Consider the following 26466-nt stretch of genomic DNA (forward strand, 5'->3'; position numbering starts at 1 on the left):
GAGAAAGTGGCCGTCCTGCGGGTGCTGCACAGGCAGGAAAAATTGTAGTAGTTAATCCGCTAAGAGTAAATCACGTCCTTAGCCAAAATAACATTATCTGAGCGTGCCAAGTGTATGGCTATTGAGCGATTGAATGAACTCATCGCACGGTAATGGCTTGCCGAACAGGTAGCCTTGCAAGAAATCTACCCCTTGCGCCGCCAGATATTCGCACTGCTCGGCGGTTTCCACACCCTCGGCGACGATGCCCAGATCGAGCTTCCCACAGAGTTCAATGATGCTGTCAAGAATATGTCTGGATAATGCGTCTGCACCGATCATGGCAACAAAACTCTGATCAATCTTCAAGTAGTCCACATTGAAGTTTCGCAAGTAGCCCAGACTTGAATGCCCGGTGCCGAAGTCGTCAATGGCGATCATCACCCCCAATTGATGCAGGGCATCGAACAACCGGCGCGTGATATCGGTAGGCTTGATCAGTTCACGCTCGGTCAACTCAAGCACCAACGTGATCTGGCCCGGCGAGAAAGCGGCAAGAAACTCGCGGCAGTCCTCAACCAGCTCCAGGTCTTGGCAATGCCGGGCGGTGATGTTCACGCCAATATGGAACCCGGGGGCGAAGCGCTCGGCGTGCGGCGCCAGTTGCGCCGCCGTTTGGCGCAGCAGTGCACGCGTCATCGGTACGATCAGGCCCGAGTGTTCGGCCAGGGGAATAAACAGATCAGGCCTCACCAAGCCTTCTTTCGGATGATTCCAGCGCATCAACACTTCGCAGCCCGCCCACTCACGGGTATCGCCGCGCACCACCGGTTGGTAGTACGCGATGAACTCATTGGCGCCGAGCGCCCGCTGCAACTCGTGAGTCGGCGCAGACGAACGCTTTTGCAGCCAGTGGGCGAGGGCACCCGCCAGTACGCCAAAGAACACCACCAGGCAGAACACGGCCGGGTAGCGCGCCTTCATATAGCGCCACACTTCGCCCGCCGGCATGCCAGCATCAACGCTGTAGTCATAACGCTGGGACGCCAGATGATGGTGGGCGACGGCAAATACCGGCACAGCGCCATCATGCACCTTGCCATCGTCCGCCAGCCAATGGGGGCCAACGTGCAACACCAGGTGCGCATAGCGGCTGATCAGGCGTAAGGCGTTGGTCAGGTGGTAGCCGTCAATCGAGGCGAAAGCGCCGCGATCGCCGTCGACCAGTCGGTAAACTAAAAGTGCGGTATCGGGCGTTACCGGGTTGCCATTCATTAACCACAACTGGCCGTTAACGTAGTTGTCCGGGTTCACCGCTGACAGGTAATCGCCGCCAAACAGTGAACTGCAATAAATTTTTCTCTGCCAGGACAGCGTCGTCGCCCGCACAAACGGGCGTCGTGTAACTTGTTCGCGCAACGCCAATTGCGCCCCGTTGTCACACGTTTGCCCCGCCAGGGGCAGTAACGCCTGGGCGGCAAGGGCGGTATTGTCGAGCATCAAGTCGAATTGGCGAACCGCCTCCTCAGCGGTTTGCGCGGTGCTTTGTTGCAGGCTGCGCTCGGCTTGCCAGTGCAGGATAAGCACACCCAAGGCAATCGGCAGCAGGCCGCTGATGGCGATAATCAGGTAACGCGTGGCGCGCTTTCGCGGGCCGTTGACGGTCAGGGGCATTGGGAGAGCGGCCTGTTACAAGGTGAGAGTCGCGCCGTCGGGCATATCAGGTTTATCCGATAATAGATTGCGACACGCAATTAAGCTCGCCGTCCGTGAACGACAGGCGTTGGGCCAGGCGAATAAAAGCCAAGGTAGCCGGAGTTGCCTGCCGCTGGTCCAATACCGCCAAGCCGATTTCACGACTGACCGTCGGAGAAAGCGGGCGCACCTGGTAAGGCAAAAAGGGCGTCTCGGGCAGCGACCCTTCTGCCACGATACTCACACCGTCGCCTCGGCTCACCGCCTGTAAGGTGCTGAGCAGTTGCGAACAGCGGTAGCGCACATTAGGCGTCAGCTGTGCGGCACTGAACAACCGCGAGACCAGCTCCAGCGACCCAGCCTCGGTGAGTATGAACGGGTCGTCGCACAGCAGCTGCAACGTCAGGCTAGGCCTTGTAGCCAGCGGGTGGTCAGTGGGCAGGAGGGCGACCATCTGGTCTTTGTACAACGCAAAGGTGTCGAAGCGCTCGTGCCCCATCACCACAAAACCCACGTCGATACGCCGATCATCCAGCCATTGTATGACTTGACGATCGGGCCCTTCGTCCACATGCACCTCAATGCCCGGGTAATCGCGCCGAAACGCCTTCAGGATGCGCGGCAGCAGGCGGTTGGACGCTGTGGGGCCGAATGAACCGATGCGCAGGGTGCCACGCTTCATGCCTCGAGCATCGGCGGCTTCTTGCAGCAGCGTGTTGGCCAGCCCCAGCATGGCGCGTGCGCGCAGCAGCAGTTGTTGGCCGATATCGCTGAGTTCCACCAGCGACTGGTGGCGTCGAAACAGCTCCACCCCCAATTCCTGCTCCAATGCTTTGATTGCATGGGACACCGCCGATTGGCTGATACCCAAGCGATGGGCTGCGCTTGTGAAACCCTGCAGCTCGGCAACCAGAGAGAATATTTCCAGCTGAGTCAGGGTCATGAGCAATCACTCATTTTACGATGATGAAGTATTACGCGAAGAATACGGCAATCCTGTCCCGATTGAGCCATACCGCATGCACGAATCCTCCGACCGTTTGACCTACCTTAAGCTGACCGCTGTCACCATGATCTGGGGCGGTACCTTTGTGGCCGGGCGCTACCTGGCTGCAGGGGTAGACCCGCTGTTGGCCGCGAGCCTGCGTTTTATACTGGCGAGCCTGGCGCTGCTGCTTTTTTTGGGGGTGTCGCGCACGCCTCTGGCGCGTCCGAGCGCGGCACAGATGGCGCGTTTGACGGTGCTGGGGTTCTTCGGGATCTTTTTCTACAACCTGTGCTTTTTTTACGGTCTGCTCTCTATCAACGCGTCTCGGGCAGCGTTGATCGTGGCGCTGAACCCGGCGGTTATCGGCCTCGCCTCTTGGCTGTTGTTCAAAGAGCGCTTGAGCGCGAGCAAAGTGCTGGGCATTGGCCTATGCCTGGGCGGTGCTGTTACGGTTATTGTCAGTCGCGACGCGCAACAGGTGCAGGGTGCGGCGAGCAGTTGGCTGGGAGATGTGTTGATTTTCGGCTGCGTGGTGGCCTGGGGTGTCTACTCATTGGGTTCTCGAAGGCTTAACCAGAGCCTTGGGCCGTTGCAGACAGTGACGTGGTCGATATTGCTTGGAACCGCGATGCTTACACTCACCACGTTTGCAATGGGGCGGGTGTCGGTGCAATCCCTCAGCGTGTTCCATTTACCCCAGTGGTTGAGCTTGATGTACCTCGGCGTACTGGGTTCGGCCGTGGCCTATATCGGCTATTACGACGGTATCCGGCGTATCGGTACCACCCGTTCCGGCGCGTTTATCGCCCTTAACCCGCTGACCGCGGTGGTGTGTGGTGCGCTGCTGCTGGACGAGCGCATGACGGGCCCTATGCTGCTGGGTGGGGCCGTGATCCTGCTGGGCATTTACCTGTGCAACAAACCCCTTGCGCGAGCCAGGCTAATGGGGATTTGATAAGAGTACGGACAAACTCGGTTACGCTGTGTAGAATCGATTTACGCATACAAGAATACGGACTTGCGCTCACGCAAGCCTTAGCCGTCAGAGACTGATGTAATCATGAAGCTACTCGGCTCCCCCCTCATCTTTGGTGACTTCCTCGCCCGCAGTGTGCGGGGCCTTTCCTGTGCGCCACCCTCGCAGTTCATCCTTGCTCGCAATTAACACTGTGTTTATGACAAGAATGATGAGGTGCCTCCATGGCAGATCTATACGAAAACCCAATGGGCCTGATGGGCTTTGAATTTATCGAATTCGCCTCGCCGACACCGGGCCTTCTGGAGCCGATCTTCGAGATCATGGGCTTCTCCAAAGTCGCGACCCACCGCTCCAAGAATGTACACCTGTACCGCCAGGGCGAGATCAACCTGATCCTCAACAACGAGCCCCACAGCATCGCCTCCTACTTTGCGGCTGAGCATGGCCCGTCAGTGTGCGGCATGGCGTTCCGCGTCAAGGACTCGCAACAAGCCTACAACCGTGCCCTGGAACTCGGCGCCCAGCCGATCCATATCGAAACCGGCCCGATGGAGCTGAATCTGCCGGCCATCAAGGGTATCGGCGGTGCGCCGTTGTACCTGATCGACCGGTTCGGTGAGGGCAGCTCGATCTATGACATCGACTTCGTCTTTATCGAAGGCGTGGACCGCAACCCGCAGGGCGCAGGCCTCAAGGTTATCGACCACCTGACTCACAACGTTTACCGCGGCCGCATGGCGTACTGGGCCAACTTCTACGAGAAGCTGTTCAACTTCCGTGAAGCGCGCTACTTCGATATCAAGGGCGAGTACACCGGCCTGACCTCCAAGGCCATGAGCGCGCCGGACGGTATGATCCGCATCCCGCTCAACGAAGAGTCGTCCAAGGGCGCTGGCCAGATCGAAGAGTTCTTGATGCAGTTCAATGGCGAGGGCATTCAGCACGTCGCGTTCCTCACCGACGACCTGGTCACGACGTGGGACGCGCTGAAGAAAATCGGCATGCGCTTCATGACCGCGCCGCCAGACACCTATTACGAAATGCTTGAAGGCCGCCTGCCGAACCATGGTGAGCCCGTGGACCAGTTGCAAGCACGGGGTATTTTGCTGGACGGTTCGTCCATCGCAGGTGACAAGCGTCTGCTGCTGCAAATTTTCTCGGAAACCCTGATGGGCCCGGTGTTCTTCGAATTCATCCAGCGCAAGGGCGATGATGGCTTCGGTGAGGGCAACTTCAAGGCTTTGTTCGAGTCCATCGAGCGTGACCAGGTGCGTCGTGGCGTACTGACCACCGACTGATACGTGTAAAAAAGCCCGGCCGAGGTGACCCCGGCCGGGCTTTTTATTGCGTGCACATCAGGCTTTGCGCTGTCGTACCAAGTGCTTGAAGCCCTCATACACCAGCACCATCACCGCCAACCAGATCGGGATATAGGTCAGCCATTCGCCGCCCTTGATCCCTTCGCCCAGCAGCAGTGCCACGCCCAGCAGCAGTACCGGCTCAACGTAGCTGAGCAGGCCAAACAGGCTGAAGGCCAGCAAACGGCTGGCAATGATGTAGCTCACCAGCGCCGAAGCACTGATCAGCCCGAGCAAGGGAATTAACGCATACAGCTTGGGGTGGGCGTCCATTACCGCAAAACCCTGTTCGCCGCTTTGCACGAACCACCAGGCCACGGGGAGCATAAATGCCATGTCGAGCCACAGCCCGCCGAGATGATCGGTCTTGAGGTATTTGCGCACGATGAAGTAGACCGGGTAACCGACGATCACCACCAGCGTCGCCCAGGAGAAACCGCCGGCCTGATACAACTCGTTCAATACACCGAGCCCGGCGAAAAATACGGCGATCTTCTGCAGATACGAAAGCTGCTCACCCCACACCAGGCGACCGGTCAGCACCATCGTCAGCGGCAGCAGAAAGTAACCTACCGACACATCCAGGCTGCGCCCGTTCAACGGCGCCCACATGAACAGCCACAACTGCACCCCCAGCAGGGCGGAAGACAGCACCACGCCGCCGATCAACGCAGGCTTGGCCGCCAGGATGCGCAACAGCTCCCACACCCGTCGCCATTCGCCGCTGACGATCATGAACACCGTCATGCACGGCATGGTCAGCAGCATGCGCCAGCCAAAAATTTCCAGGCCGCTCAGGGGCGTGAGCAATGATGTGAAGTAATACATCACCGCAAACAACGTCGAAGCCGCAACCGATAACACAACACCTTTAGACACGCTGTCCTCGCGAAAACAGATGGTTACAAAGAGGAGAGGATTATGGTGCTTTTAGCGCAGGCGTGTTGCGCTGTTTTGGGGCGGTTTGCGCGAAATTGTGGCGAGGGCGCTTGCTCCCGCTGAACTGCGCAGCAGCCCCCGGCATTATTGGGGGCGCTTCGCACCCCAGCGCAAGCAAGCTTGCTCGCCACAGGGGATCGGTTTATGGGCGAGCGATGCGACCAGAAACAAAATGCCCCACATCGTTAAAGCCTGGCGTAGACGAATGCCCCGGCGTCACCAGCGAGTCGATAAACGCCTCATCTTCAGCCGTGATCTTCACCGCCAGGGCACCGGTGTAGGCATCCCACTGTGCTTCGGTACGTGGCCCGACAATTGCCGAGCTGACCGCACCATTGTTCAGCACCCAGGCAATCGCAAACTCGACAATGCCCACGCCACGGCCCTGGGTGTACTGCTGGATCTGCTGGGCAATGCGCAGCGACTCCATGCGCCATTCGGTTTCGAGGATGCGCTTGTCCTGGCGGGCGGCACGGCTGCCGGCTTCGGGGGTGACATCCGGTGCATATTTACCGCTGAGCACGCCTCGAGCCAGCGGGCTGTAAGGCACTACACCCAAACCGTAGGCGGCAGCGGCGGTGATCTGTTCGACCTCCGCCTGGCGGTTGACGATGTTGTACAACGGCTGGCTGATCACCGGTTTATCGACACCCAGGCGCTCAGCCACGCGAATCACTTCGGCGATGCGCCAGCCACGGTAGTTGGACAGGCCCCAATAACGGATCTTGCCTTGGCGAATCAGGTCGCCGATGGCCGACACCGTCACTTCCAGCGGCGTGTCGTGGTCTTCACGGTGCAGGTAGTAGATGTCCAGGTAATCGGTATCCAGGCGGGTGAGGCTGGCTTCCAGTGCGTTGAAAATGCGCTTGCGACTCAGGCCGCTGCGATTGGGCAGGCCGTCGATGGGGCCAATCGCGACTTTGGACGCCAGCACCCAATCTTCACGGTGACGGGCAATGGCTTCGCCGACGATTTCTTCCGAACGCCCGCCGGTGTACACATCCGCCGTGTCGATAAAGTTGATGCCATGGTCCCAGGCCTTGTCGATGATGCGCAGCGAGTCCTCGGTGCTGGTCTGTTCGCCAAACATCATGGTGCCCAAGGTCAAGGCGCTGACCTTCAACCCGGACTGGCCCAATGTGCGGTAAATCATGCAAAGCTCCTCTTGGCCGAAAAACGTGCCCTATGCAATACCAGACTCAGAGGCTCTGGAACAAGCCCTTGGCGCATTTGTTCATGGTTTGAGCAACGCCTCGCAACGCGCCTGCACAAATCGATGCAGCACCTTCACCCGCTCTGACACTTGCAGGCGATGAGGGCACATCAGGTTGAACGGCGTGGGTTCGCCTTGCCACTCGGGCAGCAACGGCACCAGGCGCCCGGCCTTGAAATCACGTGCCACATCCAGGTTGGCCTTATAGGCGATGCCGTGGCCGGCCAATGCCCAGCGCCGCACGATTTCACCGTCGTCGCTCAGGTAATCACCTGTCACCTCGACCTGTTGGTGCAACCCGTCCCGATAGAAATTCCAGGTGCTGTTCGCCTGGCCCCGGCGCATATAACGCAGCGTGCTGTGCTGCGCCAAATCCGCCGGCGTGCGCGGTGTACCGCGCCGCGCCAGGTAGTCGGGGCTGGCACAGGGAATGCGATGGTGGCCCGGCACCACCGGCAGCGCCACCAGGCTGGAGTCCCTGGGCACGCCAAAACGCAAAGCGATGTCGACGGTGTCGCGGAACAGGTCGGCGTTGCTGTCGTTAAGCAACAACTGGATGCGGATCTCAGGGTGCAGCACCTTAAACTCATCCAGCCAGCCCAGCAGCACATTGCGCCCGAAATCCGAAGGCGCCGACAACTGCATCAGCCCGCTCAGGCTTTGGCCTTGCTGTTTGATCGCACGTTCGCCTTCCGACAACGCCTCCAGGGCCAGGCGCACGCTGTCCAGATAACGCGCGCCTTCTTCGGTGAGGCGCATGCTGCGGGTCGAGCGCGCCAGCAGGCGAATGCCCAGCCGGGTTTCCAGGCGCTTGAGGGCGATACTGGCCGCTGCGGGCGTGAGGTCAAGGCCGCGCGCCGCCGCTGAGAGGCTGCCGGTGTCGGCGGTGCGCACGAAGACTTCAAGGTCGAGGGTAGAGCTCATTTGTAAAAATCCTTTAAAGATCTTGTCGTTTTACCGGGATTTTTCGCTGATTGCCAAGCTGAGAGGATGAGCGCTCACTTACTCACTCGGAATCTTTTCCCATGACTTCACCCCTTAATGGCCAAACCGTCATCGTGATCGGCGGCAGCAGCGGTATCGGCGCCGCCGTGGCCAAGGCCGCAGCCGCTCGCGGTGCCAAGGTGGTACTCGCCGGGCGGCGCCTGGCCACGGGCATCGAGAACGGCCTGCGCAGCGAACCCGTAGACGTGACCGATGCCGCGTCCCTGCAACGCCTGTTCGAAACGGTGGGGCGCTTCGATCACTTGGTCTACACCTCCGGCCCCTCGGTACGCGCCAAGACATTGGTTGAGACCGACCTGGATGAGGCCCAGGAAAATTTCAATGTGAAACTCTGGGGCTCGTTGCGTGCGATCCAACAGGCGCTACCGTACCTCGACGAGCACGGCAGCATCAGCCTGACCTCCGGGCAACTGGGGCGTAAATTAGTGCCTGGGCAGTTCGTCAAAGTCGGCATCAACGCCGCGACGGAAGCCCTGGGCAAGCAATTGGCCAAGGAGTTGGCACCGCGTCGGGTCAATGTCATCTGCCCTGGGGTGATTGATACGCCCGCTTATGCAGGGTTGGCTGAGGAACAGCGGCTGGCGATGTTTGCCAAGACCGGCGGCGCATTGCCGGTTGGGCGGGTAGGGCAGGCAGAGGAAGTGGCGGCGGGGTATGTGCTGGCCATGGAAAATGGCTTTATGACGGGTGCCGTGATCGACATCGACGGCGGCGGCCAGCTGTAAACACAGGCCAAACTGTGGGAGGGGGCTTGCCCCCGATAGCAGAGTGTCAGTCGACATCGTCATTGACTGATACCCCGCCATCGGGGGCAAGCCCCCTCCCACAGGGACCGAGTTACGCCTTCAAGGTACGGGTCATGCGCAACGCCAACACACTGCCGGCCACAATCACCGCCGCCAACAGGTACAGCGCCATATCCGTCGAGCCGGTGGCATCCTTCACAAACCCAACGATATACGGGCTGAGAAACCCCGCCATCTGGCCCATGGAGTTAATCAACGCCAAACCACCGGCCGCAGCACCCGCGCTCAGCATGGCAGTGGGCACCGGCCAAAACATCGGCAGCCCGGTCAGGGCGCCCATGGTGGCGATGGTCAAGCCGAGAATCGCAATGGCCGGCGTGGTGGCGAAGTTCACCGCAATCACCAGGCCAATCGCACCCATCAACATCGGTACTACCAAGTGCCAGCGACGCTCCTTGCGCAAGTCTGCCGAGCGGCCCACCAGCAACATAAACACTGCGGCCAGCAGATACGGGATCGCACTCAGCCAGCCGATCACCAGGTTATCGCTGAACCCCAGGTTCTTGATGATCGACGGCAGCCAAAAGTTGATCGCGTACACACCGCTCTGGATGCAGAAGTAGATCAGGCCGAACGCCCAGATCGCCGGGTTTTTGAACACCTCGGCGAGGGAGTCTGTGGTGGTTTTCGGCTTGTTGGCCAAGTCGGTGGCTTGGTCGGCTTCCAACACGGCGCGCTCGTGAGGCTTGAGCCACGTGGCGTTGGCAAAGCTGTCGCTGAGCAGGAAGTAGGCGAGGGCGCCCAGGATCACAGTCGGGACGCCTTGCAGCAGGAACATCCACTGCCAGCCCGCAAGGCCTCCTTGGCCAGCGGCGAAGTGGTTGAGGATCCAGCCAGAGAATGGGCTGCCGAGTAAACCCGACACCGGGATCGCCGACATGAACAGCGCCATGATGCGCCCGCGGCGGAACGTCGGGAACCACTGCGAGAGGTACAACACCACACCCGGAAAGAAGCCGGCTTCAGCCGCACCGGTAAACAGACGCAAGGTGTAGAAGTGTGTCGGCGTGGTAACAAACAGCAGGCAGGTCGACAAGGTGCCCCAGACGATCATCATCAAGGCAATCCAGCGCCGCGGACCGAACTTGGTCAACGCCAGGTTGCTCGGCACGCCGCACAGCACGTAGCCGATAAAGAAGATGCCGGCACCCAGGCCGTACACGGTTTCACTGAATTTCAACGCATCAAGCATCTGCAACTTGGCAAAGCCAACGTTTACCCGGTCGAGGTAATTGAACAGATAGCAGATAAAGATGAAGGGGATCAGGCGCAGGGTAATGCGCTTGTAGATGGCGTTTTTATCGTCATCGGTGGCCAGTGTGGCAGCGGCGCTCTGTGACATGGGAGTCTCTCTTTATTATGATTTTTCGCGATGCGAGGGTAACGTTGATCGCCCAAACAGTCTCGGTGACGTCATGGGGTACTGTCTTTGTGCTTGCGCACAGTGAAGCAACCTTTGCGCTGTGCTGGTGAACAACTACTCATTCCAGGAAGTTAGCCCCATGTTCGAGTTGGATCACGACTTGGCGCAGGATATTGTCGATCGAACCATGGCCATCCTGCCCTACAACGTTAATGTCATGGACAGTCAGGGGCTGATTCTCGGCAGCGGCGAGCCGGAGCGTATCAATACCCGCCACGAGGGCGCGCAGTTGGTCTTGGCCAATGGCCGTGTGGTGGAAATCGACGGGCAAACCGCCAAGCACCTCAAGGGCGTACAACCGGGCATTAATCTGCCGTTACTGCATGACCAGCGCCTGATCGGCGTGCTTGGCATCACGGGTGAGCCTGACGGTCTGCGCACCTACGCCGAACTGGTGCGTATGACGGCGGAAATGCTCGTCAGCCATCGCCACCAGCAAGCCGAGCAACAATGGCGACGCCAGCGTTGCGACGATCTGCTGGCCTTGCTACTGGCCGACAGCGGCGACTCGCCGCGTTTGGTCGATGAAGCCCAACAATTGGGGCTCAAGCCACAGATGGCGCGTACACCCTACCTGTTCGAACTCGGCGCGGGGCAATCGGCAGAGGCCTTGAGCGCGTGGTTGACCTCCCGTTATCCGGACAGCTGGTGCGTCAGCTCGGCGCAATTCTCCTTGTTGTGGTGCAGGCCTGCGGCGGTGCAGGTGGACAACCCGCGCCTGCTGGAGAAACTCGACGGCCTGGGCTGGAACATCCTACGGGTGGCCGTCGGCGGGCAGGCCGAGGGTTTGGCAGGGCTGCGCCGCTGCTATCGTCGTGTCGGCGATCTGCTGGCCTACGGGCGGGATATTTTGCCGCAGTCGCGGCTGCTGACCCTCAGCCGTTATCGTCTGCCCGTGATGCTATGGCGCCATCGCAACGACGACGCCCTCGACGAGCTGCTCAACCCGTTGCGCAAAGTACTGGCCAAAGACAACAACGGCCAACTGCTGGCCACCCTGCGCAGTTGGTGTGAACACAACGGGCAAAGCCAAGCCTGCGCCGATGCCCTGGGCATTCATCGCAACAGCTTGCGTTACCGTATGGAGCGCATCGCCGAACTCAGTGGCGTCGACCCGTTGACCCTCGATGGCATGCTCGCGCTTTATCTCGGTGTGCAGCTCTTGCCCCAGGCTTTGTCGGAATGAACAACAAACCTATGCCGCACTTGTGCATCGGACCGGCGTCATTGCTGGTGCCAGCTGGCAGCATGGGCGTTATAAAAACCGGCAACAGAATACCGAGAGAAAGCCCATGAAAATCATCATCGCCCCCGACTCGTTCAAGGACAGCCTGAGTGCCGAAGGGGTCGCCCAAGCGATTGCCGCAGGGTTGGCCGAGGTCTGGCCGGATGCCGAGTTGGTCCAATGCCCCATGGCAGACGGTGGTGAAGGCACGGTTGAATCAGTCCTCGCTGCCTGTAACGGCGAGTTACGCAGCCAGACGGTCAAAGGCCCGCTGGGCACAACCGTTGAAGCCCACTGGGGCTGGCTGGCCGACAGCCATACCGCACTCATCGAAATGGCCGAAGCCAGTGGCCTGCAATTGGTGCCGCCGGGCCAGCGCGATGCCTGCACCAGCAGCACCTATGGCACCGGTGAATTGATTCGCGCGGCTTTGGACCTCGGCGCCGAGCGCATCATCCTGGCGATTGGCGGCAGCGCCACCAACGATGGCGGCGCTGGCGCGATGCAGGCCCTTGGTGTGCGCTTGTTCGATAGCGAGGAACACGCCTTGCCACCGGGCGGCCTCGCGTTGGCCCGACTGGCCCATATCAACCTTGAGCAACTCGACCCGCGCCTGGCGCAAGTGCGTTTCGAGATCGCCGCCGACGTGAACAACCCCCTGTGCGGCCCCCACGGCGCCTCAGCGATTTTCGGCCCGCAAAAAGGTGCCACCTCCCAGCAGGTGCAACAATTGGACGCCGCTCTCGGCCACTTCGCCGACCACTGCGCCAAGGTGCTGCCCAAGGATGTACGCGACGAGCCTGGCAGCGGCGCCGCAGGTGGCCTGGGCTTCGCCGCCAAAGCCTTTCTTGGTGCGCAATTTCGCGCCGGTGTGGAAGTGGTCGCCGAACTGGTAGGTTTGGAGGCGGTCGTGCGTGGCGCAGACCTCGTCATCACCGGCGAAGGCCGTTTCGACGCCCAGACCCTGCGCGGTAAAACGCCTTTTGGTGTGGCGCGTATTGCTCGGCAGCACAACGTGCCGGTCATTGTGATCGCCGGTACGCTGGGGGAGGGTTATGAGCAGATGTATGCCCATGGCGTGGACGCAGCCTTCGCCTTGCCTTGCGGGCCGATGAGCCTGGAACAAGCGTGCGATGAGGCGCCGCGCCTGCTGCGCGAACGGGCCTCGGCTATTGCGCGAGTGTGGCGATTAGCAGCCCTGCGGGCTAATCAATGACACCCAGCGCCAGCCGTTCGATCCATTGTTTCTGAAACGCCAGCAACGCGGCCTTGGGCTGCTGCAACTGAACCAGTGCCAGCATCGGATCGTCCACCGCCGTGCGCACACCCGACAATTCCTCCAAAGTCGCCAGCCCGCAAAACGGCACGTAGGCTTCGCTGTAGCCCCCCTCATGTACCAACACCAGGCGCCCCTGGCACAGGCGCTCGGCCGCCTGGCGCACGCAACGGGTCATCAGCCGAAACGATTCGCTGTGCAGCAGCATCCGCGCGAGCGGGTCGACGGCGTTGGCGTCAAAGCCGCAGGCGACAATGATCAGCTCTGGCTCGAAACGCTCCAGCGCCGGCACGACGATGCGCGTCATTGCATACAGGTAAGCGTCGTGACCACACCCCGGCGGTAACGGAATATTGATGTTCGCCCCCAGCCCAGCACCTCGGCCACATTCGTTTTCGCCGCTGTAGCCGGGGGGGGGGGGTAGCACGCGTCCTGATGCAGGGAGATGGTCAATACATCAGCGCGCTCCTCGAAAATCGATTGTGTACCGTTGCCATGGTGCACATCCCAGTCGATCACTGCGACCTTGCCCAGCCCGCTACGGGCTTTGGCGGCTTCTATGGCGATGTTGGCGAGAAAGCAAAAGCCCATGGCGTCGCTCGCCAGGCAGTGATGCCCCGGCGGTCGCGATAGCGAATAGGCGTTATCGGCCAGGCCTTTGAGCACGGCGTCAACGGCTGCGATGGTCAGGCCGGCGCAAAGCCGGGCAATCTCGTAACTGCCCGGGCCGATCGGCGCCTGTGGTCCGAGGTCACCACCGCCGGCATCGCTTAAGGCCTTGAAACGCTGCAAGTACTCACGACCGTGGACGCGCAGCAGGTCTGCTTCATTGGCGACAGCAGCGCTGTGCATGTGCAGGTGATGGCTGAGGCCGGACACATCCAGCAGGCTTTTGAGGCGCCGCTTGGTTTCAGGTGACTCGGCATGCCCACTGCCGACAGGCGGCTGTACCCAGCCACCCACCGGCAAGGTCAGCGCATGGGCACTGGCACTGTGCCAAAGGCTCATTTCATCAAAGAAAAACGCGGTGCTTCGGTTCATAAGGCATCCACTTCAACGGCAGGTTTGGGGTGGCTGGCGAGGACCATTACCAGGGCCAACAGCTAGCCTCGATCAGGCGCCCGCCGATGGCCAAGCCGCCACCGATCATCAGGTTGGAGGCATACATCAGCTTGCCGCTCTGATCCAGGCCCGCCAGGCTGGCAAGTATCGGTGCAGCAGAGAGCGGTCGCTATCGTTCAGCTGCAGGATGCAGCCGAATGACATGTAGGAGGTGTCTGGACTCGTCAGAACAATGCTGTTGCCCCTACACTGGCAGGCCACTTGTCTTTCAAAGGATGAAACACAATGCACACGCCTGAGCCCCATATCGTCATCCAGCGCTTTAACGAGGCCCACCTTGAGGGCGTCGCAGCGCTCTATAACGAACCTGCGGTGTGCCGACAGGTGCTGCAAATGCCTTTTCAGTCGGCTGAGTCCTGGCGCAAGAAGCTGGTGATGGACAACGAACGGCGGCTGCAACTGGTAGCGCTGCACGGCGGTGAAGTGATCGGCCAGTTGGGCCTGGAGCAATATCTGCGTGTACGCCAGAGCCATGTCGGTTCGTTCGGTATGGGGGTGGCGACGGCCTGGCAGGGCAAGGGCGTGGGCTCGCGCCTGCTGGCCGCCGCGCTGGACGTGGCCGATAACTGGATGAACCTGCACCGTGTGGAGCTCACGGTGTATGCCGACAACGAGGCCGCGCAGAACCTGTACCGCAAATTCGGCTTCGAGGTTGAAGGTCGGCTGCGCGACTACGCCGTGCGCGATGGCAAGTATGTCGACACCGTCAGCATGGCGCGCCTGCGCACCTCGATTTAACCCTGCAACGCAAACGCCACCGCAGCCTGCGCATGCAGCTCGGTGGTGTCCAGCAGCGGCAGGTCGCTGTGTTGCGGTTTGATCAGCAGGCCGATTTCCGTACAGCCCAGGATAATTGCCTGGGCGCCACGTGCGGCCAGCGACGCGATCACGCGCTGGTAAACCTGGCGTGAGGCATCGCTGATGACACCCACGCACAACTCGTCATAGATGATCCGGTGCACGGCCTTACGCTCATCCGCATCAGGCACCAGCACGGTCAGGCCGTGGTCGGTGAGGCGGGATTTAAGAAAGTCCTGTTCCATGGTGAACGCCGTACCCAACAGACCGACCGTCAGCGTGCCCGCCTCGACAGCGGCCAACCCGGCCGCATCCGCGATATGTAAAAACGGGATCGACACTGCCGCCTCGATACGCGGCGCCACCCGGTGCATGGTGTTGGTACACAGCACCACACAGTCGGCGCCCCCAGCTTGCAGGCGGCGCGCGGCGTCTTCGAGAATCAGCGCGGCGTCGTCCCAGCGCCCGGCATGTTGGGCTTGCTCGACGGGGCCAAAGTCCACGCTGTACATCACTATCTGCGCCGAGCGCAGCGGGCCGAGCCTGTCGCGCACGTGCTGATTAATGATGCGGTAGTATTCGGCGCTGGACTCCCAGCTCATGCCGCCGATTAAGCCGATGGTGCGCATGCGATGCTCCGGACAAGGAATGTCGCCTCACCTTACCCATTGACTAGGGATTAGTCATACGCAGTTGCCGACCAAATGACCGGAGCAGTTCCCTTGCGGGCGTTATTCATACGCCATGCCCGTGCATCTGCCATGATCGACCCTCGCAACTTGGCTCACCGGAGGAAATCCGCAATGGACGATGTACAGCAACTGGGCGAGATGCTCCGTCACTACGCCGACAGCGAAGCGCATAAAAAGCAGCAATTGGCCGTACAGTCGGCCCGCTGGGCGCAAAAGCTCGGTGAGCTGTTCACGCAGGTCGAGCACTGGCTGGAGCCGGTTAAAAGCGTGGGGTTGCTTGACGTTCATCGAGAAGCCTATGTGGCCAGCGGCCCGAGCGTGCCGGTGGAGACCTCGACCTTCAAGACTGAGAAGCTGCTCGTGCAGATCACTGGCAAGACCGTGGAATTCGTGCCGGAGGTGATGGGCGCAGGCGGGTTGATTTCGGTGTCGGTTATGGGCCTGACCGCTGCGCGCCATGGGAGTGTTTCACTGGTGCTGCCAGCGGATAAAAACGACTGGGTGTGGAAGAAAACCAACGGTCTCAAAGACCCGGACACCTCGGCCTTTGACGCAAACTTCCTGGCGTCCCAGTTGCAGGCGCTGATTCCACGCGAGCGCGGTTAAGCACACTACCTGGTCGACTCATAGGCCGCTATCGCAGGCAAGCCAGCTCCCACACTTGCCCGAGCTCCAACATGAGAATGCGGTCAAATGTGGGAGCTGGCTTGCCTGCGATAGCGGTGTATCAAGCCCGGAGAAGCCCGCTGAATCACCGCTATCACTGCCCCGACAACGGCGGCAACCGTCGTTTTACCGGGGTTTTCTTGACGATGGCGGTGTTGGTTTCGGCGTAGGCATTGAGCCGGTCGAGCAGCGTGTCCAGCTGTTCCATGGTGCGCACATGCAAGCGCGCGATAAAACAATCATCGCCGGTGACCTTGTCGCATTCGGTGAACTCCGGGATCGCCTGAATCTGGCGCTCCACCTCCTGCAACTTCCCCGGCAACGGCCGAATGCGCACGATGGCTTGCAACAAATAGCCGAAATGCTTGGGGTCGATGGCGACGGTGTAGTGGGTCAGCACACCGCGTTCTTCCAGGCGACGCAGGCGCTCGCCAACGCTGGGCGAAGACAGCCCGGTAATGCCCGCCAGAGCCTTGAGGGAAAGACGCGAGTCATCCATCAAGGCAGCGATCAGTTGCTGGTCGATAGTGTCAATCATGGTATTGGCCTAATAAGAAAAGGTGATCCGCAGGTTTTGCCTTTTTTAGTCGCTGGAGCCACTGCCGAGCAGATTGCCATAATTGGGCCTCATTTGAGGAGCGTGCATCGTGGACACATCAATTCGTCGCGGTTCGTGGGAAATGGTCGCCGCCATGCTGATCTCCGGCACCATTGGCTGGTTTGTGCTGGTGTCGGGTGTGTCGGTGATCGAAGTGGTGTTCTGGCGCTGCGTGATCGGCGCGTTGACGCTGCTGCTGGTGTGCGCGTTACTGGGCTACCTGCGGCTCGATCTGCTGAGTTGGGCCAAGCTCGGGCTGGCAATGCTCAGCGGTGTGGCCATCGTCGGTAATTGGTTGCTGCTGTTTGAGTCCTATGCCCATGCGTCCATCGCCATCAGTACGGCGGTGTACAACGTGCAGCCGTTCATGTTGGTGATGCTGGCGGCGGTGTTTCTCGGTGAAAAAATCACCGTGCAGAAGTTGGCGTGGTTGAGTGTTGCATTCCTCGGCATGTTGGCGATCATGACGGCCCATGGCGATCAGCAGAGTGGCGGGGGCTACCTGGCAGGCATCGCGCTGGCGTTGGGCGCGGCGTTTTTGTATGCGATTGCGGCGCTGATCATCAAGCGTTTGAAGGCGGTGCCGCCGCATTTGATGGCGTTGATTCAGGTCACGACCGGGGCTGCGCTGCTGGCGCCTTTGGTGCTCTGGAACAGCTTGCCCGCTGGGCCCAATGCCTGGGCGGCGCTGGTGACGCTCGGTGTGGTGCACACCGGTTTGATGTACGTATTGCTCTACGGCGCGATCCAGAAATTACCGACAGCCCTGACCGGCGCACTGTCGTTTATCTACCCGATTGCGGCAATCTTTGTGGACTGGTTTGCCTTCGGGCATCGCCTGGGCTGGCTGCAATGGTTGGGCGTGGCGGCGATTTTACTCGCCGCTGCGGGGTTGCAGCGGGGCTGGTGGTGGCCCAGCCCCGAGGGGGTTAGTGCGTGCCCTGGAAAATAATATTTTCCGGGTTGAAATGCTCCACCGCGCTCCCAGGCTGCGGCAGGCCGAGGATATGCCCCTTGATCTTGCCCACCACATGCATTTCGCAGGGCTTACAGTCGAATTTCAAGGTCAACACTTCATCGCCATGAATCAACTGCATCGGCGCCACCTTGGTCTTCACGCCCGTCACACCCTTGGCCTGTTTAGGGCACAGGTTGAACGAGAAGCGCAGGCAGTGCTTGGTGATCATCACCGGCACTTCACCGGTTTCTTCATGGGCTTCGAAGGCGGCGTCGATCAGCTTCACACCGTGGCGGTGATAAAAATCACGGGCCTTTTGGTTGTAGACGTTGGCCAGGAACGACAGGTGCGCTTCCGGGTACACCGGCGCGGGTGAGGTTTCGGCTTTACGGCCACCACGGGGGTGAGCCGCCACACGGGCCACGGTCAACGCTTCGATCACTTCGCGGCGCAAGGCCTTGAGCTGCGAGTTGGGAATGAAGAACGCCTGCGGCGCATCCAGTTGGATGTCAGTGGCGTGGTATTCGGTGGTGCCCAGTTGGCCGAGCAGGTCGCGCAAGGTGTCCAGCGCTTGCTCAGGCTTATTGGCCACGCCGAACGGGCCGGGCAGGGTGACGCTGGCGTGGATGCCCTCTTCGCTGGTGGCGGTGACTTCCAACTGGTCTTCACGCAGGCGTGCGGCCCAGGTCAGGCCGATACGACGCTCGGACGAGGTTTTGAGCAACGCCTGTTGCCAGTTATGGTCCAGGTTGCGGTTCAGCGGGTGGTTGGGGCGCAACTGGTGCAAGCCGGCCGGCATTTCGTTTGGCTCGACGCGGTAGCGGTAGCGCTTCTCGCCGTCTTCCTCAAACTCGCCTTTAGGCTCGGCAATGTTGGCCCGAAAGCCCACCACTTCGCGCTTGACCAGCACATTGAGCCCGTCGCCGTTGGACAACGGCTCATGGGTAATCACCTGCAAGTCACGCTTGCCGGCTTTTTCCACCACGCCCACCGGCAGGCCGGTGAAGGTCGGGGTGTCGAAGGCGCCGATGTCGACCTTGCGGTCGGTGACGAAATAGTCGGTGCTGCCCCGGTGGAAGGTTTTTTCCGGATCGGGCAGGAAGAAGTGCGCGGTACGGCCGCTGGACGCACGGGCCAGGTCCGGACGGTCTTCAAGCACTTCATCGAGGCGTTGGCGGTAATAGGCAGTGATGTTCTTCACATAGCCCATGTCCTTGTAGCGGCCTTCGATCTTGAACGAACGCACGCCGGCTTCGACCAGTGCGCGAATGTTGGCGCTCTGGTTGTTGTCTTTCATCGACAGCAGGTGCTTTTCAAAGGCCACGACGCGGCCCTGGTCATCTTTCAAAGTGTACGGCAGGCGGCAAGCCTGGGAGCAATCGCCACGGTTGGCGCTGCGGCCATTCTGCGCGTGGGAGATATTGCACTGCCCGGAGAACGCCACGCACAAGGCGCCGTGGATGAAAAACTCGATGGCGGCATCGGTCTCATCGGCGATGGCGCGAATCTCTTGCAGGTTCAGCTCACGGGCCAATACCAACTGGGAGAAACCGGCCTGGTCGAGAAACTTCGCGCGGCCCAGGGTGCGGATATCGGTCTGGGTGCTGGCATGCAGCTCGATGGGCGGGATGTCCAGCTCCATCACACCCAGGTCTTGCACGATCAACGCGTCGACACCGGCGTCGTACAGCTGATGGATCAGCTTGCGTGCCGGTTCCAGTTCGTTGTCATGCAAGATGGTGTTGATCGTGGTGAACACGCGCGCGTGGTAACGGCGGGCGAATTCCACCAGCGACGCGATATCGCTCACGTCGTTACAAGCGTTGTGGCGGGCGCCAAAGCTTGGGCCACCGATGTAGATGGCGTCGGCGCCATGCAAGATAGCCTCGCGTGCGATGGCAACATCGCGGGCAGGGCTGAGCAATTCAAGGTGATGCTTGGGCAAGGACATAGTTTTTTTAGTCAGGCTTGTCACGGTTGAGGCGCGCATTGTAGCTGTGAAACGCTGGGGGGGCACCTACCGCAGGGCTGTCTGCTTGAGTAGCAATATCTGAAGTGTCAATGAAGTGCAAATGTGGGAGGGGGCCTGCTCCCGATGAGGGCGTGTCAGTTATTACAGTTCTGACTGACACACCGCTATCGGGAGCAAGCCCCCTCCCACATTTTTGAACGAGTTGGGCTTAGGCTTTTGCGGCCATTGCAGTCACTTCGACGCGCATGCCTTCTACCGCCAGCGCGGCCACGCCCACCGCCGCACGCACCGGCCATGGCTTGGCAAAAAAGCGCTTGTAGACTTCGTTGAATGCAGCGCGGTCGGCCATGTCGGTGAGGTAGATAGTCAGGTGCATTACCCGGTCCATCGAACTGCCGGCTTTTTCCAGGGCAACTTTCAGCGCTTGCAGGGTGCATTCGCTTTGCAGCGTCACGTCGCCCAGCTCCAGGCTGCCATCGGCACGGGTCGGGATCTGGGTGGAGACCAGGATGCCGTTGAAGCCGATCACGTCGGACGAAATGGAGTCGGCATCCGGGTCGGGGGTGTAGGACAGGTCTTGATTGGCCATGGGCGCCTCTTGTTGGCGGTAAACAGAAGGCGCCCATGGTCCTCGAAAAGCGCGTCTGGGGCAAACCGGGCCAGCAACCAAATTGTGTAGCAACGATGACGCAGTTGTCGCAGCGCATGCGACAACTGTCGCGCCCTCGAAAATCCTAAGTCACCCCCGAAACCCCTTTAAACAGGCACCTTCAGGCCGGCCATGGACATGGCATGGGGGTTGCTGAGCTCCTGTTGCGCAGCGCGAATGCTTCGCTACTAATAAGAATCAGGAGTTCTCCATGCCGCAGACCAGCCTCGCCACCGCTTGCAAGAAGCCGCTCAACGTCCTGTTTGTCGCATTGGCCATTCACCTCAGTACTGCGCCGGCCTGGGCGCAAGACGTGCCGGCCAACGTCGACGGCCAGCGCATTATCGCTGCCGACAAGGAGCCCGGTAACTGGATGAGCACCGGGCGTACCTATGATGAACAGCGCTACAGCCCGCTCACTAACATCACCGCGCAGAACGTCGGCCAGTTGGGCCTGGCGTGGAGCTACAAGCTCGACCTGGATCGTGGTGTGGAAGCCACGCCCATCGTGGTGGATGGCGTGATGTACACCACTGGGCCGTTTTCCGTGGTGTATGCCCTGGATGCGCGAGACGGCAAGTTGCTGTGGAAATATGACCCCAAATCCGACCGCAACCGCGCGGGCGAAGCCTGTTGCGACGCCGTGAACCGGGGGGTGGCGGTGTGGAAGGGCAAGGTGTATGTCGGCGTGCTCGACGGGCGCCTGGAGGCCATTGACGCCAAGACCGGCCAACTGGCCTGGTCGGTGGATACCCGGGCCGACCACAAGCGCAGCTACACCATCACCGGCGCGCCTCGCGTGGTCAACGGCAAGGTGGTGATCGGCAACGGCGGCGCCGAATTTGGTGTGCGTGGCTACGTCACCGCCTACGACGCAGAATCCGGCAAGCAGGCCTGGCGCTTCTACACGGTGCCCGGCGATCCCAAGCTGCCTCCAGAAGACAAGGCCATGGAGATTGCCGCCAAGACCTGGCACGGCGACGCCTTCGTCGAACAGGGCGGTGGCGGTACCGCGTGGGACTCATTTGCCTACGACCCGGAGCTGAACCTGCTGTACATCGGCGTCGGCAACGGGTCGATGTGGGACCCCAAATGGCGCAGCCAGGCCAAGGGCGACAACTTGTTCCTGTCTTCAATCGTCGCCGTCAACGCCGACACCGGCGAATATGCCTGGCATTACCAGACCACACCGGGCGACGCCTGGGACTACACCGCCACCCAGCACATGATCCTCGCCGAGCTGCCGATTGACGGCAAGCAACGCAAGGTGCTGATGCAGGCGCCCAAGAACGGCTTCTTTTATGTGATCGACCGTGCCACTGGCGAGTTGCTCTCGGCCAAGGGCATCGTGCCGCAGAGCTGGACCAAGGGTATGGACATGAAAACCGGGCGGCCGATTCTCGACGAGGAAAACGCCGCCTATTGGAAGGACGGCAAGCGCAAGCTGGTCACGCCGGCTTTCTGGGGCGCCCACGACTGGCAGCCGATGTCCTACAACCCCAACACCGGGTTGGTGTATATCCCGGCGCACATCATGTCCGCCTACTACGAACACATACCCGAAGCACCCAAGCGCAACCCGTTCAAGAGCATGTACCAGCTGGGCCTGCGCACGGGGATGATGCCCGAGAACGCCGAGGGCCTGCTGGAAATGGCCAAGGGCTGGTCGGGCAAGTTGATCGCCTGGGACCCGGTCAAGCAAAAGGCTGCCTGGGAAGTGCCCTACGTGACCATCTTCAACGGCGGCACGCTGAGCACCGCCGGCAACCTGGTATTCGAAGGCAGCGCCGACGGGCGGGTAATTGCCTACGCCGCTGACACCGGCAAGAAGCTCTGGGAACAACCGGCCGCCAGCGGCGTGATGGCGGCGCCGATCACCTACAGCGTGGACGGTGAGCAATACGTCACGTTCATGGCCGGCTGGGGCGGCGCGTTTTCAACGTTCGCCGGGGCCTTGTCGCTGCGGGCCGGGGTGCAGCCGTTTTCCCAGGTGCTGACCTACAAGCTCGGGGGCACGGCGAAACTGCGTGAACCCGCGCCGCCTGCCAACACCCCTGAGCCGCCGGCGTTGAGCACCGACACCGCGTCGATCGAGGCCGGCGCCAAGCTTTATGACGGTTATTGCTCGCAGTGCCACGGCATCCATGCCGTCAGCGGCGGCGTGCTGCCGGACCTGCGCAAGCTGACCCAGGAAAAACACCAGATGTTCCTCGGCATTCTGTTTGGCGGTCGCGTACCCGATGGCATGCCGTCGTTTGCCGACGCCTTTACCCCTGAGCAGGTGGACCAGATCCATCAATACCTGATCAAACGCAGCCACGACCTGAAAAAAGAAGGCGGTGTCTGGAAAACCTTCAGCGCCCAGTAACGGCCCCGTGCGGGCCGGCCCAAGGGCGGGCACGCGTGTTTTGACTTTGTCTGCGAGAGCACAACCATGCCTGAATTGAACGACTACCAGAATTTCATCGCCAACGCCTTCGTGCCCAGCGAGCAGCTTATCGACGTCCATAACCCGGCCAATGCCAAACTGTTGGGGCGGGTGCCACAGGCCAGCCACGACCAGGTCGAGGCTGCCATCGCCGCCGCACGCCAGGCGCAAAAGGCCTGGGCCGCACGCCCGGCCATCGAGCGTGCCGGCTACTTGCGTGCGATTGCCACCAAGGTGCGCGACAACGCCGAGCGCCTGGCGCACATCATCACGGCCGAGCAAGGCAAGGTGCTTGGGCTGGCCCGGGTGGAAGTGAACTTTACCGCCGACTACCTTGACTACATGGCCGAGTGGGCGCGGCGCCTGGAAGGCGAAGTGCTGACCAGCGACCGGGTGGGCGAAAGCATCTTCCTGCTGCGCAAGCCCTTGGGCGTGGTCGCCGGCGTGTTGCCGTGGAATTTCCCGTTCTTCCTGATCGCCCGCAAGATGGCGCCGGCACTGATCACCGGTAATACCATCGTGATCAAGCCCAGCGAAGAAACCCCGATCAACTGCTTTGAATTTGCACGGCTGGTGGCCGAAACCGACCTGCCAGCAGGGGTGTTCAACGTGGTCAGCGGCACGGGCGCGACGGTCGGCCACAGTTTGACCAGCCACGCCGGTGTCGACCTGATCAGCTTCACCGGCAGCGTCGATACGGGTTCAAGGATCATGGCAGCGGCAGCGCCGAATATCACCAAGCTCAACCTGGAACTGGGCGGCAAGGCCCCGGCGATAGTACTGGCGGATGCCGACCTGGACCTGGCTGCAAAGGCCATCACCGCATCGCGCATCATCAACACTGGCCAGGTCTGCAACTGCGCCGAGCGTGTCTATGTGCAGCGCAAGGTCGCCGATTCGTTTATCGAACAGATTGCCGCGTCGATGGCGGCTACACGCTATGGCGACCCGTTGGCCGAACAGGACCTGGACATGGGGCCGCTGATCAACCAGGCCGCGCTGGATAAGGTCGCCCGCATGGTCAAGACCGCGACAGGGCAGGGTGCGCAGGTGATCACGGGCGGCGCGGTGGCTGACAAGGGGCAGGGCTTTCATTACCAACCGACGGTGCTGGCAGGCTGCAACAGCGACATGGAGATCATGCGCGAGGAGATTTTCGGGCCGGTGCTGCCGATCCAGATTGTCGAAGACCTGGACGAAGCCATTGCTCTGGCCAATGCCAGTGAATACGGGCTCACCTCATCGCTGTACACCCGCAGCCTGAGCGCCGCGATGCAGGCCAGCAACCGCCTGGACTTCGGCGAAACCTACATCAACCGTGAAAACTTCGAGGCCATGCAAGGCTTCCACGCGGGCACCCGCAAGTCGGGGATTGGCGGGGCAGATGGCAAGCATGGGCTGTACGAGTACACCCATACCCATGTGGTGTATATCCAGATCTAGAAGCCATAGAAGCTGCAAAACCTGGGGCGAGGGCGCTTGCGCTCTCGCCACTGATCAAGGCTGATCGTTCGGCGCGATGACCGCGTGTTTTTTCATCTTGCGGTACAACGTGGAGCGCGAGATCCCCAGCTGCGCGGCGGCGGCACTGATGTTCCAGCGATGCTGGCGCAAGGTTGCCTGCAGGTGGCGTGATTCGTTATCGCCCAGTTGATCGGCCAGGTTGCCGGCAGGGGCGGGCGCACCCACCAACACCTCCGTGGGCAGGCAGTCCCTGTCGAGGCTGCCGTGCTCAGCCAGGGCCACGGCATAGCGCAGGCTGTTGAGCAGTTGGCGAATATTGCCCGGCCATTCGTAACCCAGCAGGCAATCGCGGGCCTCAGGCGTCAGCTGTACGCCCTCAGCGCCAGGTTGGGCGGCAAGCAATCTGTCGAGCAGCAGGCTGCGGTCCTCGCGGTGGCGCAACGCGGGCAGTGCCAGATTCATGCCGGCCAGTCGGTAGTACAGATCCTCGCGAAAGTGCTTCTCACGGATCATGGTCTCCAGGTTCTGGTGAGTGGCCGAGATCACTTGTACGTTGAGCGGCACAGGCGCTTTGGCGCCCAAGGGGGAAATTTCACGCTCGGCCAATACGCGTAGCAAGCGCGTTTGCAGGTGGGCCGGCATGTCGCCGATTTCGTCGAGGAACAAGGTACCGCCGTTTGCCTGTTCCAGTTTGCCTTTCATGCCCTTCTTGCTGGCACCGGTGAAGCTGCCGGCACGGTAGCCGAACAACTCACTTTCAATCAGCGCTTCCGGAATCGCAGCGCAATTGAGCGCCACGAACGGCCCCCGCTGCTGGCTGCTGGCCTGATGGATCGCGCGGGCGAAGGCTTCCTTGCCGGTGCCGGTTTCGCCGGTGATCAGGATCGAGATGCCTTTATCGATGATTTTGCGCACGCGCTCGACACTGCGCTGCAACGTCGGGTCGCCGCCGGCCAGTTGCTGCAGGTCCGGGTGGGTAGGGCGCGGCGCTGCGGCAACCGCCGCAGGGCGATGCTGGATAGACGGAATACGCAGGCCCACGTCCAACAACGCTTCACCCTGTAGGGCACGCAAACGCACGCCGCGGGCGCCGCCTTGGGTGAATTGCAGCAGCTCATCCACGCTGGCCGGTAGCAGCCTGCCAATCGGCGTCCCCAGCAGGGCCGGTACTCGCGCTTCATCTGCGGCCACAAACGCTGCACGATTGGCACCAATGACCCGCCCGCTCTCGTCCAGGGCCAGCAATTGCTCGTTGGCCAGGTCGGCGATCTCATCGATGGGTTTAAGGGAGAGTGTGAGGCGGTCGCGGTACATCTGACGAAAGTGCGCGTTTTCGATCAGGCGCGCGTACATGATCACCAGTTGCAACGTCAGGTATTGGCTTTCCCGTGGGCCATCGCTATTGAGGCACGTGGCGTTCAGGCACCCGCGCAGCAGGCCCTGGGCGTCGAATATCGGCGCCACCGAGCAACTCAGGCCCGCATTGGCCGCCAGGAAGTGTTCCGCACGGTGAATGATCAAGGGCTGCGCGGCGGCGAGCGTGGTGCCGATTCCGTTGGTGCCCACGATGGATTCATCCCAGCGCGCGCCCACCACCAGGCCGGAGCGCGTGTAGGCCCGGTCCTGGCTGGGCAGCCGGGCGTCGAGGGTCACACCGTGCTCATCGCTGAGCAGCACCGCAAAACCGGCCGGCACCACGCGACGGGCCAAACCGTTGAGGCCCTGGCTGGCAATCGCAAGGTATTGTTGGTGCTGCTGCTGATGGCGACGAATGTCTTCGGCGCAGAGTACGTTCTGGCGACTGGCCGCGCCGGGGTCGAGGCGATGCTCGACCACGCTGCGGTACCAGGATTGCGCGATCACAGCATCAGGCTGAATACCGCGAGCGCAGAAGTGATCGTTGACGAACGCCGCGAGTTCGCCGGGGCTGGTCTGCGCGATAGGCTGAGTCATGGAGAGCTCCCATCACCTATAAAACCCGTAGCGGAATTCACGGTGATTTTTTGTTGTCGGGTTTAGCGTATGACAGATGACTACCATAGCCGGTGTCGCGGGGTATTCCATACTGCTTTGGTTTAACGACTCATATATGGGCCAAGTCATCGGCCTCCAGCGATGCGGTCAACGTGGTGAAAGCCGACTCAGTGGAAGAGGCTGTCAATGATTTCAAATTGTATCCGCGACAGAGTACCCACACTGCCAACGTCAACAGATACGCGGCGATGAGTTCATT

General features: G+C 61.0%; 21 protein-coding genes and 2 pseudogenes. 10 read left to right on the forward strand and 13 right to left on the reverse strand.

The annotated features are described in order from the left end of the window. Positions 1-93: 93 nt before the first annotated feature. Together ICY20_RS24670 and ICY20_RS24675 are read right to left on the reverse strand one after the other, a co-directional pair. A complete protein-coding gene (locus ICY20_RS24670) occupies positions 94-1653 on the reverse strand; it encodes an EAL domain-containing protein (protein ID WP_194938842.1) in 1560 nt (519 codons plus the stop codon). Between the two features lie 52 nt (positions 1654-1705). After that, positions 1706-2617: a LysR family transcriptional regulator gene (locus ICY20_RS24675; protein ID WP_194938843.1), complete on the reverse strand. Its 912-nt coding sequence runs from the start codon at positions 2615-2617 to the stop codon at positions 1706-1708. Between the two features lie 76 nt (positions 2618-2693). On the opposite strand from ICY20_RS24675, the gene ICY20_RS24680 reads away from it, so the two are divergent. Beyond that, positions 2694-3617, forward strand: a complete 924-nt coding sequence (locus ICY20_RS24680; protein ID WP_194938844.1) for a DMT family transporter — start codon at positions 2694-2696, stop codon at positions 3615-3617. 245 nt (positions 3618-3862) lie between these two features. Next, positions 3863-4939, forward strand: a complete 1077-nt coding sequence (gene hppD, locus ICY20_RS24685) for a 4-hydroxyphenylpyruvate dioxygenase (RefSeq protein ID WP_159957457.1) — start codon at positions 3863-3865, stop codon at positions 4937-4939. A 57-nt stretch (positions 4940-4996) separates the two neighbouring features. Here hppD and rarD read toward each other — a convergent pair whose 3' ends face one another. From rarD to ICY20_RS24700, 3 genes are all read right to left on the reverse strand, one after another. Continuing rightward, complete coding sequence (gene rarD, locus ICY20_RS24690; protein ID WP_159957459.1) at positions 4997-5878, reverse strand: EamA family transporter RarD; 882 nt, start codon at positions 5876-5878, stop codon at positions 4997-4999. Between the two features lie 202 nt (positions 5879-6080). Next, positions 6081-7091 (reverse strand): aldo/keto reductase, encoded by a 1011-nt coding sequence (locus ICY20_RS24695; RefSeq protein ID WP_194938845.1) that lies wholly within the window; start codon positions 7089-7091, stop codon positions 6081-6083. Between the two features lie 81 nt (positions 7092-7172). After that, the gene (locus ICY20_RS24700; protein WP_194938846.1) at positions 7173-8075 is read right to left on the reverse strand and encodes a LysR family transcriptional regulator; all 903 of its coding nucleotides are present in this window, start codon (positions 8073-8075) and stop codon (positions 7173-7175) included. A 101-nt stretch (positions 8076-8176) separates the two neighbouring features. Between ICY20_RS24700 and ICY20_RS24705 the strand changes: the two genes are divergently transcribed. Beyond that, on the forward strand, positions 8177-8881 hold the full coding sequence (locus tag ICY20_RS24705) for an SDR family oxidoreductase (RefSeq protein ID WP_194938847.1): 705 nt from the start codon (positions 8177-8179) through the stop codon (positions 8879-8881). A gap of 112 nt (positions 8882-8993) precedes the next feature. On the opposite strand, the gene ICY20_RS24710 is transcribed toward ICY20_RS24705, so the two are convergent. Continuing rightward, positions 8994-10304, reverse strand: coding sequence for an MFS transporter (locus ICY20_RS24710; protein WP_159957467.1), 1311 nt, complete (start codon positions 10302-10304; stop codon positions 8994-8996). Positions 10305-10464: 160 nt separating this feature from the next. Between ICY20_RS24710 and ICY20_RS24715 the strand changes: the two genes are divergently transcribed. Continuing rightward, positions 10465-11571: a sugar diacid recognition domain-containing protein gene (locus ICY20_RS24715; protein WP_194938848.1), complete on the forward strand. Its 1107-nt coding sequence runs from the start codon at positions 10465-10467 to the stop codon at positions 11569-11571. A 106-nt stretch (positions 11572-11677) separates the two neighbouring features. Then, the gene (locus ICY20_RS24720) at positions 11678-12826 is read left to right on the forward strand and encodes a glycerate kinase (RefSeq protein WP_194938849.1); all 1149 of its coding nucleotides are present in this window, start codon (positions 11678-11680) and stop codon (positions 12824-12826) included. On the opposite strand, the pseudogene ICY20_RS24725 reads toward ICY20_RS24720, so the two are convergent. Both ICY20_RS24725 and ICY20_RS28195 read right to left on the reverse strand, forming a co-directional pair. Next, positions 12816-13927: pseudogene (locus ICY20_RS24725) on the reverse strand (class II histone deacetylase). The gene ICY20_RS24720 and the pseudogene ICY20_RS24725 overlap by 11 nt on opposite strands. A gap of 61 nt (positions 13928-13988) precedes the next feature. Then, positions 13989-14096: pseudogene (locus ICY20_RS28195) on the reverse strand (hypothetical protein); the annotation flags it as partial. Between the two features lie 137 nt (positions 14097-14233). Here ICY20_RS28195 and ICY20_RS24730 point away from each other — a divergent pair. Beyond that, on the forward strand, positions 14234-14746 hold the full coding sequence (locus ICY20_RS24730; protein WP_159957472.1) for a GNAT family N-acetyltransferase: 513 nt from the start codon (positions 14234-14236) through the stop codon (positions 14744-14746). Here the strand turns inward: ICY20_RS24730 and ICY20_RS24735 are convergent. After that, the gene (locus tag ICY20_RS24735) at positions 14743-15435 is read right to left on the reverse strand and encodes an aspartate/glutamate racemase family protein (protein ID WP_159957474.1); all 693 of its coding nucleotides are present in this window, start codon (positions 15433-15435) and stop codon (positions 14743-14745) included. The genes ICY20_RS24730 and ICY20_RS24735 overlap by 4 nt on opposite strands. A 174-nt stretch (positions 15436-15609) precedes the next feature. Between ICY20_RS24735 and ICY20_RS24740 the strand changes: the two genes are divergently transcribed. Then, positions 15610-16104, forward strand: a complete 495-nt coding sequence (locus tag ICY20_RS24740) for a hypothetical protein (protein ID WP_159957476.1) — start codon at positions 15610-15612, stop codon at positions 16102-16104. Positions 16105-16258: 154 nt separating this feature from the next. Here ICY20_RS24740 and ICY20_RS24745 read toward each other — a convergent pair whose 3' ends face one another. Then, positions 16259-16702 (reverse strand): Lrp/AsnC family transcriptional regulator, encoded by a 444-nt coding sequence (locus ICY20_RS24745; protein WP_159957478.1) that lies wholly within the window; start codon positions 16700-16702, stop codon positions 16259-16261. A gap of 109 nt (positions 16703-16811) precedes the next feature. Here ICY20_RS24745 and ICY20_RS24750 point away from each other — a divergent pair, with 109 nt between their 5' ends. Then, positions 16812-17714 (forward strand): DMT family transporter, encoded by a 903-nt coding sequence (locus tag ICY20_RS24750; protein WP_194938850.1) that lies wholly within the window; start codon positions 16812-16814, stop codon positions 17712-17714. On the opposite strand, the gene ICY20_RS24755 is transcribed toward ICY20_RS24750, so the two are convergent. Then, positions 17692-19671, reverse strand: a complete 1980-nt coding sequence (locus ICY20_RS24755) for a peptidase U32 family protein (protein ID WP_194938851.1) — start codon at positions 19669-19671, stop codon at positions 17692-17694. The genes ICY20_RS24750 and ICY20_RS24755 overlap by 23 nt on opposite strands. A gap of 229 nt (positions 19672-19900) precedes the next feature. After that, positions 19901-20281 (reverse strand): RidA family protein, encoded by a 381-nt coding sequence (locus ICY20_RS24760; RefSeq protein ID WP_159957484.1) that lies wholly within the window; start codon positions 20279-20281, stop codon positions 19901-19903. Between the two features lie 271 nt (positions 20282-20552). Here ICY20_RS24760 and ICY20_RS24765 point away from each other — a divergent pair, with 271 nt between their 5' ends. Then, complete coding sequence (locus tag ICY20_RS24765; protein ID WP_194938852.1) at positions 20553-22709, forward strand: PQQ-dependent dehydrogenase, methanol/ethanol family; 2157 nt, start codon at positions 20553-20555, stop codon at positions 22707-22709. A 66-nt stretch (positions 22710-22775) separates the two neighbouring features. Next, positions 22776-24212: an aldehyde dehydrogenase gene (gene aldA, locus ICY20_RS24770; protein WP_194938853.1), complete on the forward strand. Its 1437-nt coding sequence runs from the start codon at positions 22776-22778 to the stop codon at positions 24210-24212. Positions 24213-24266: 54 nt separating this feature from the next. On the opposite strand, the gene ICY20_RS24775 is transcribed toward aldA, so the two are convergent. Beyond that, the gene (locus ICY20_RS24775) at positions 24267-26186 is read right to left on the reverse strand and encodes a sigma-54-dependent Fis family transcriptional regulator (RefSeq protein ID WP_194938854.1); all 1920 of its coding nucleotides are present in this window, start codon (positions 26184-26186) and stop codon (positions 24267-24269) included. Positions 26187-26466 lie beyond the last annotated feature (280 nt).

Origin of the sequence: Pseudomonas pisciculturae (assembly GCF_015461805.1) — a bacterium.
Lineage (GTDB): Bacteria > Pseudomonadota > Gammaproteobacteria > Pseudomonadales > Pseudomonadaceae > Aquipseudomonas > Aquipseudomonas pisciculturae.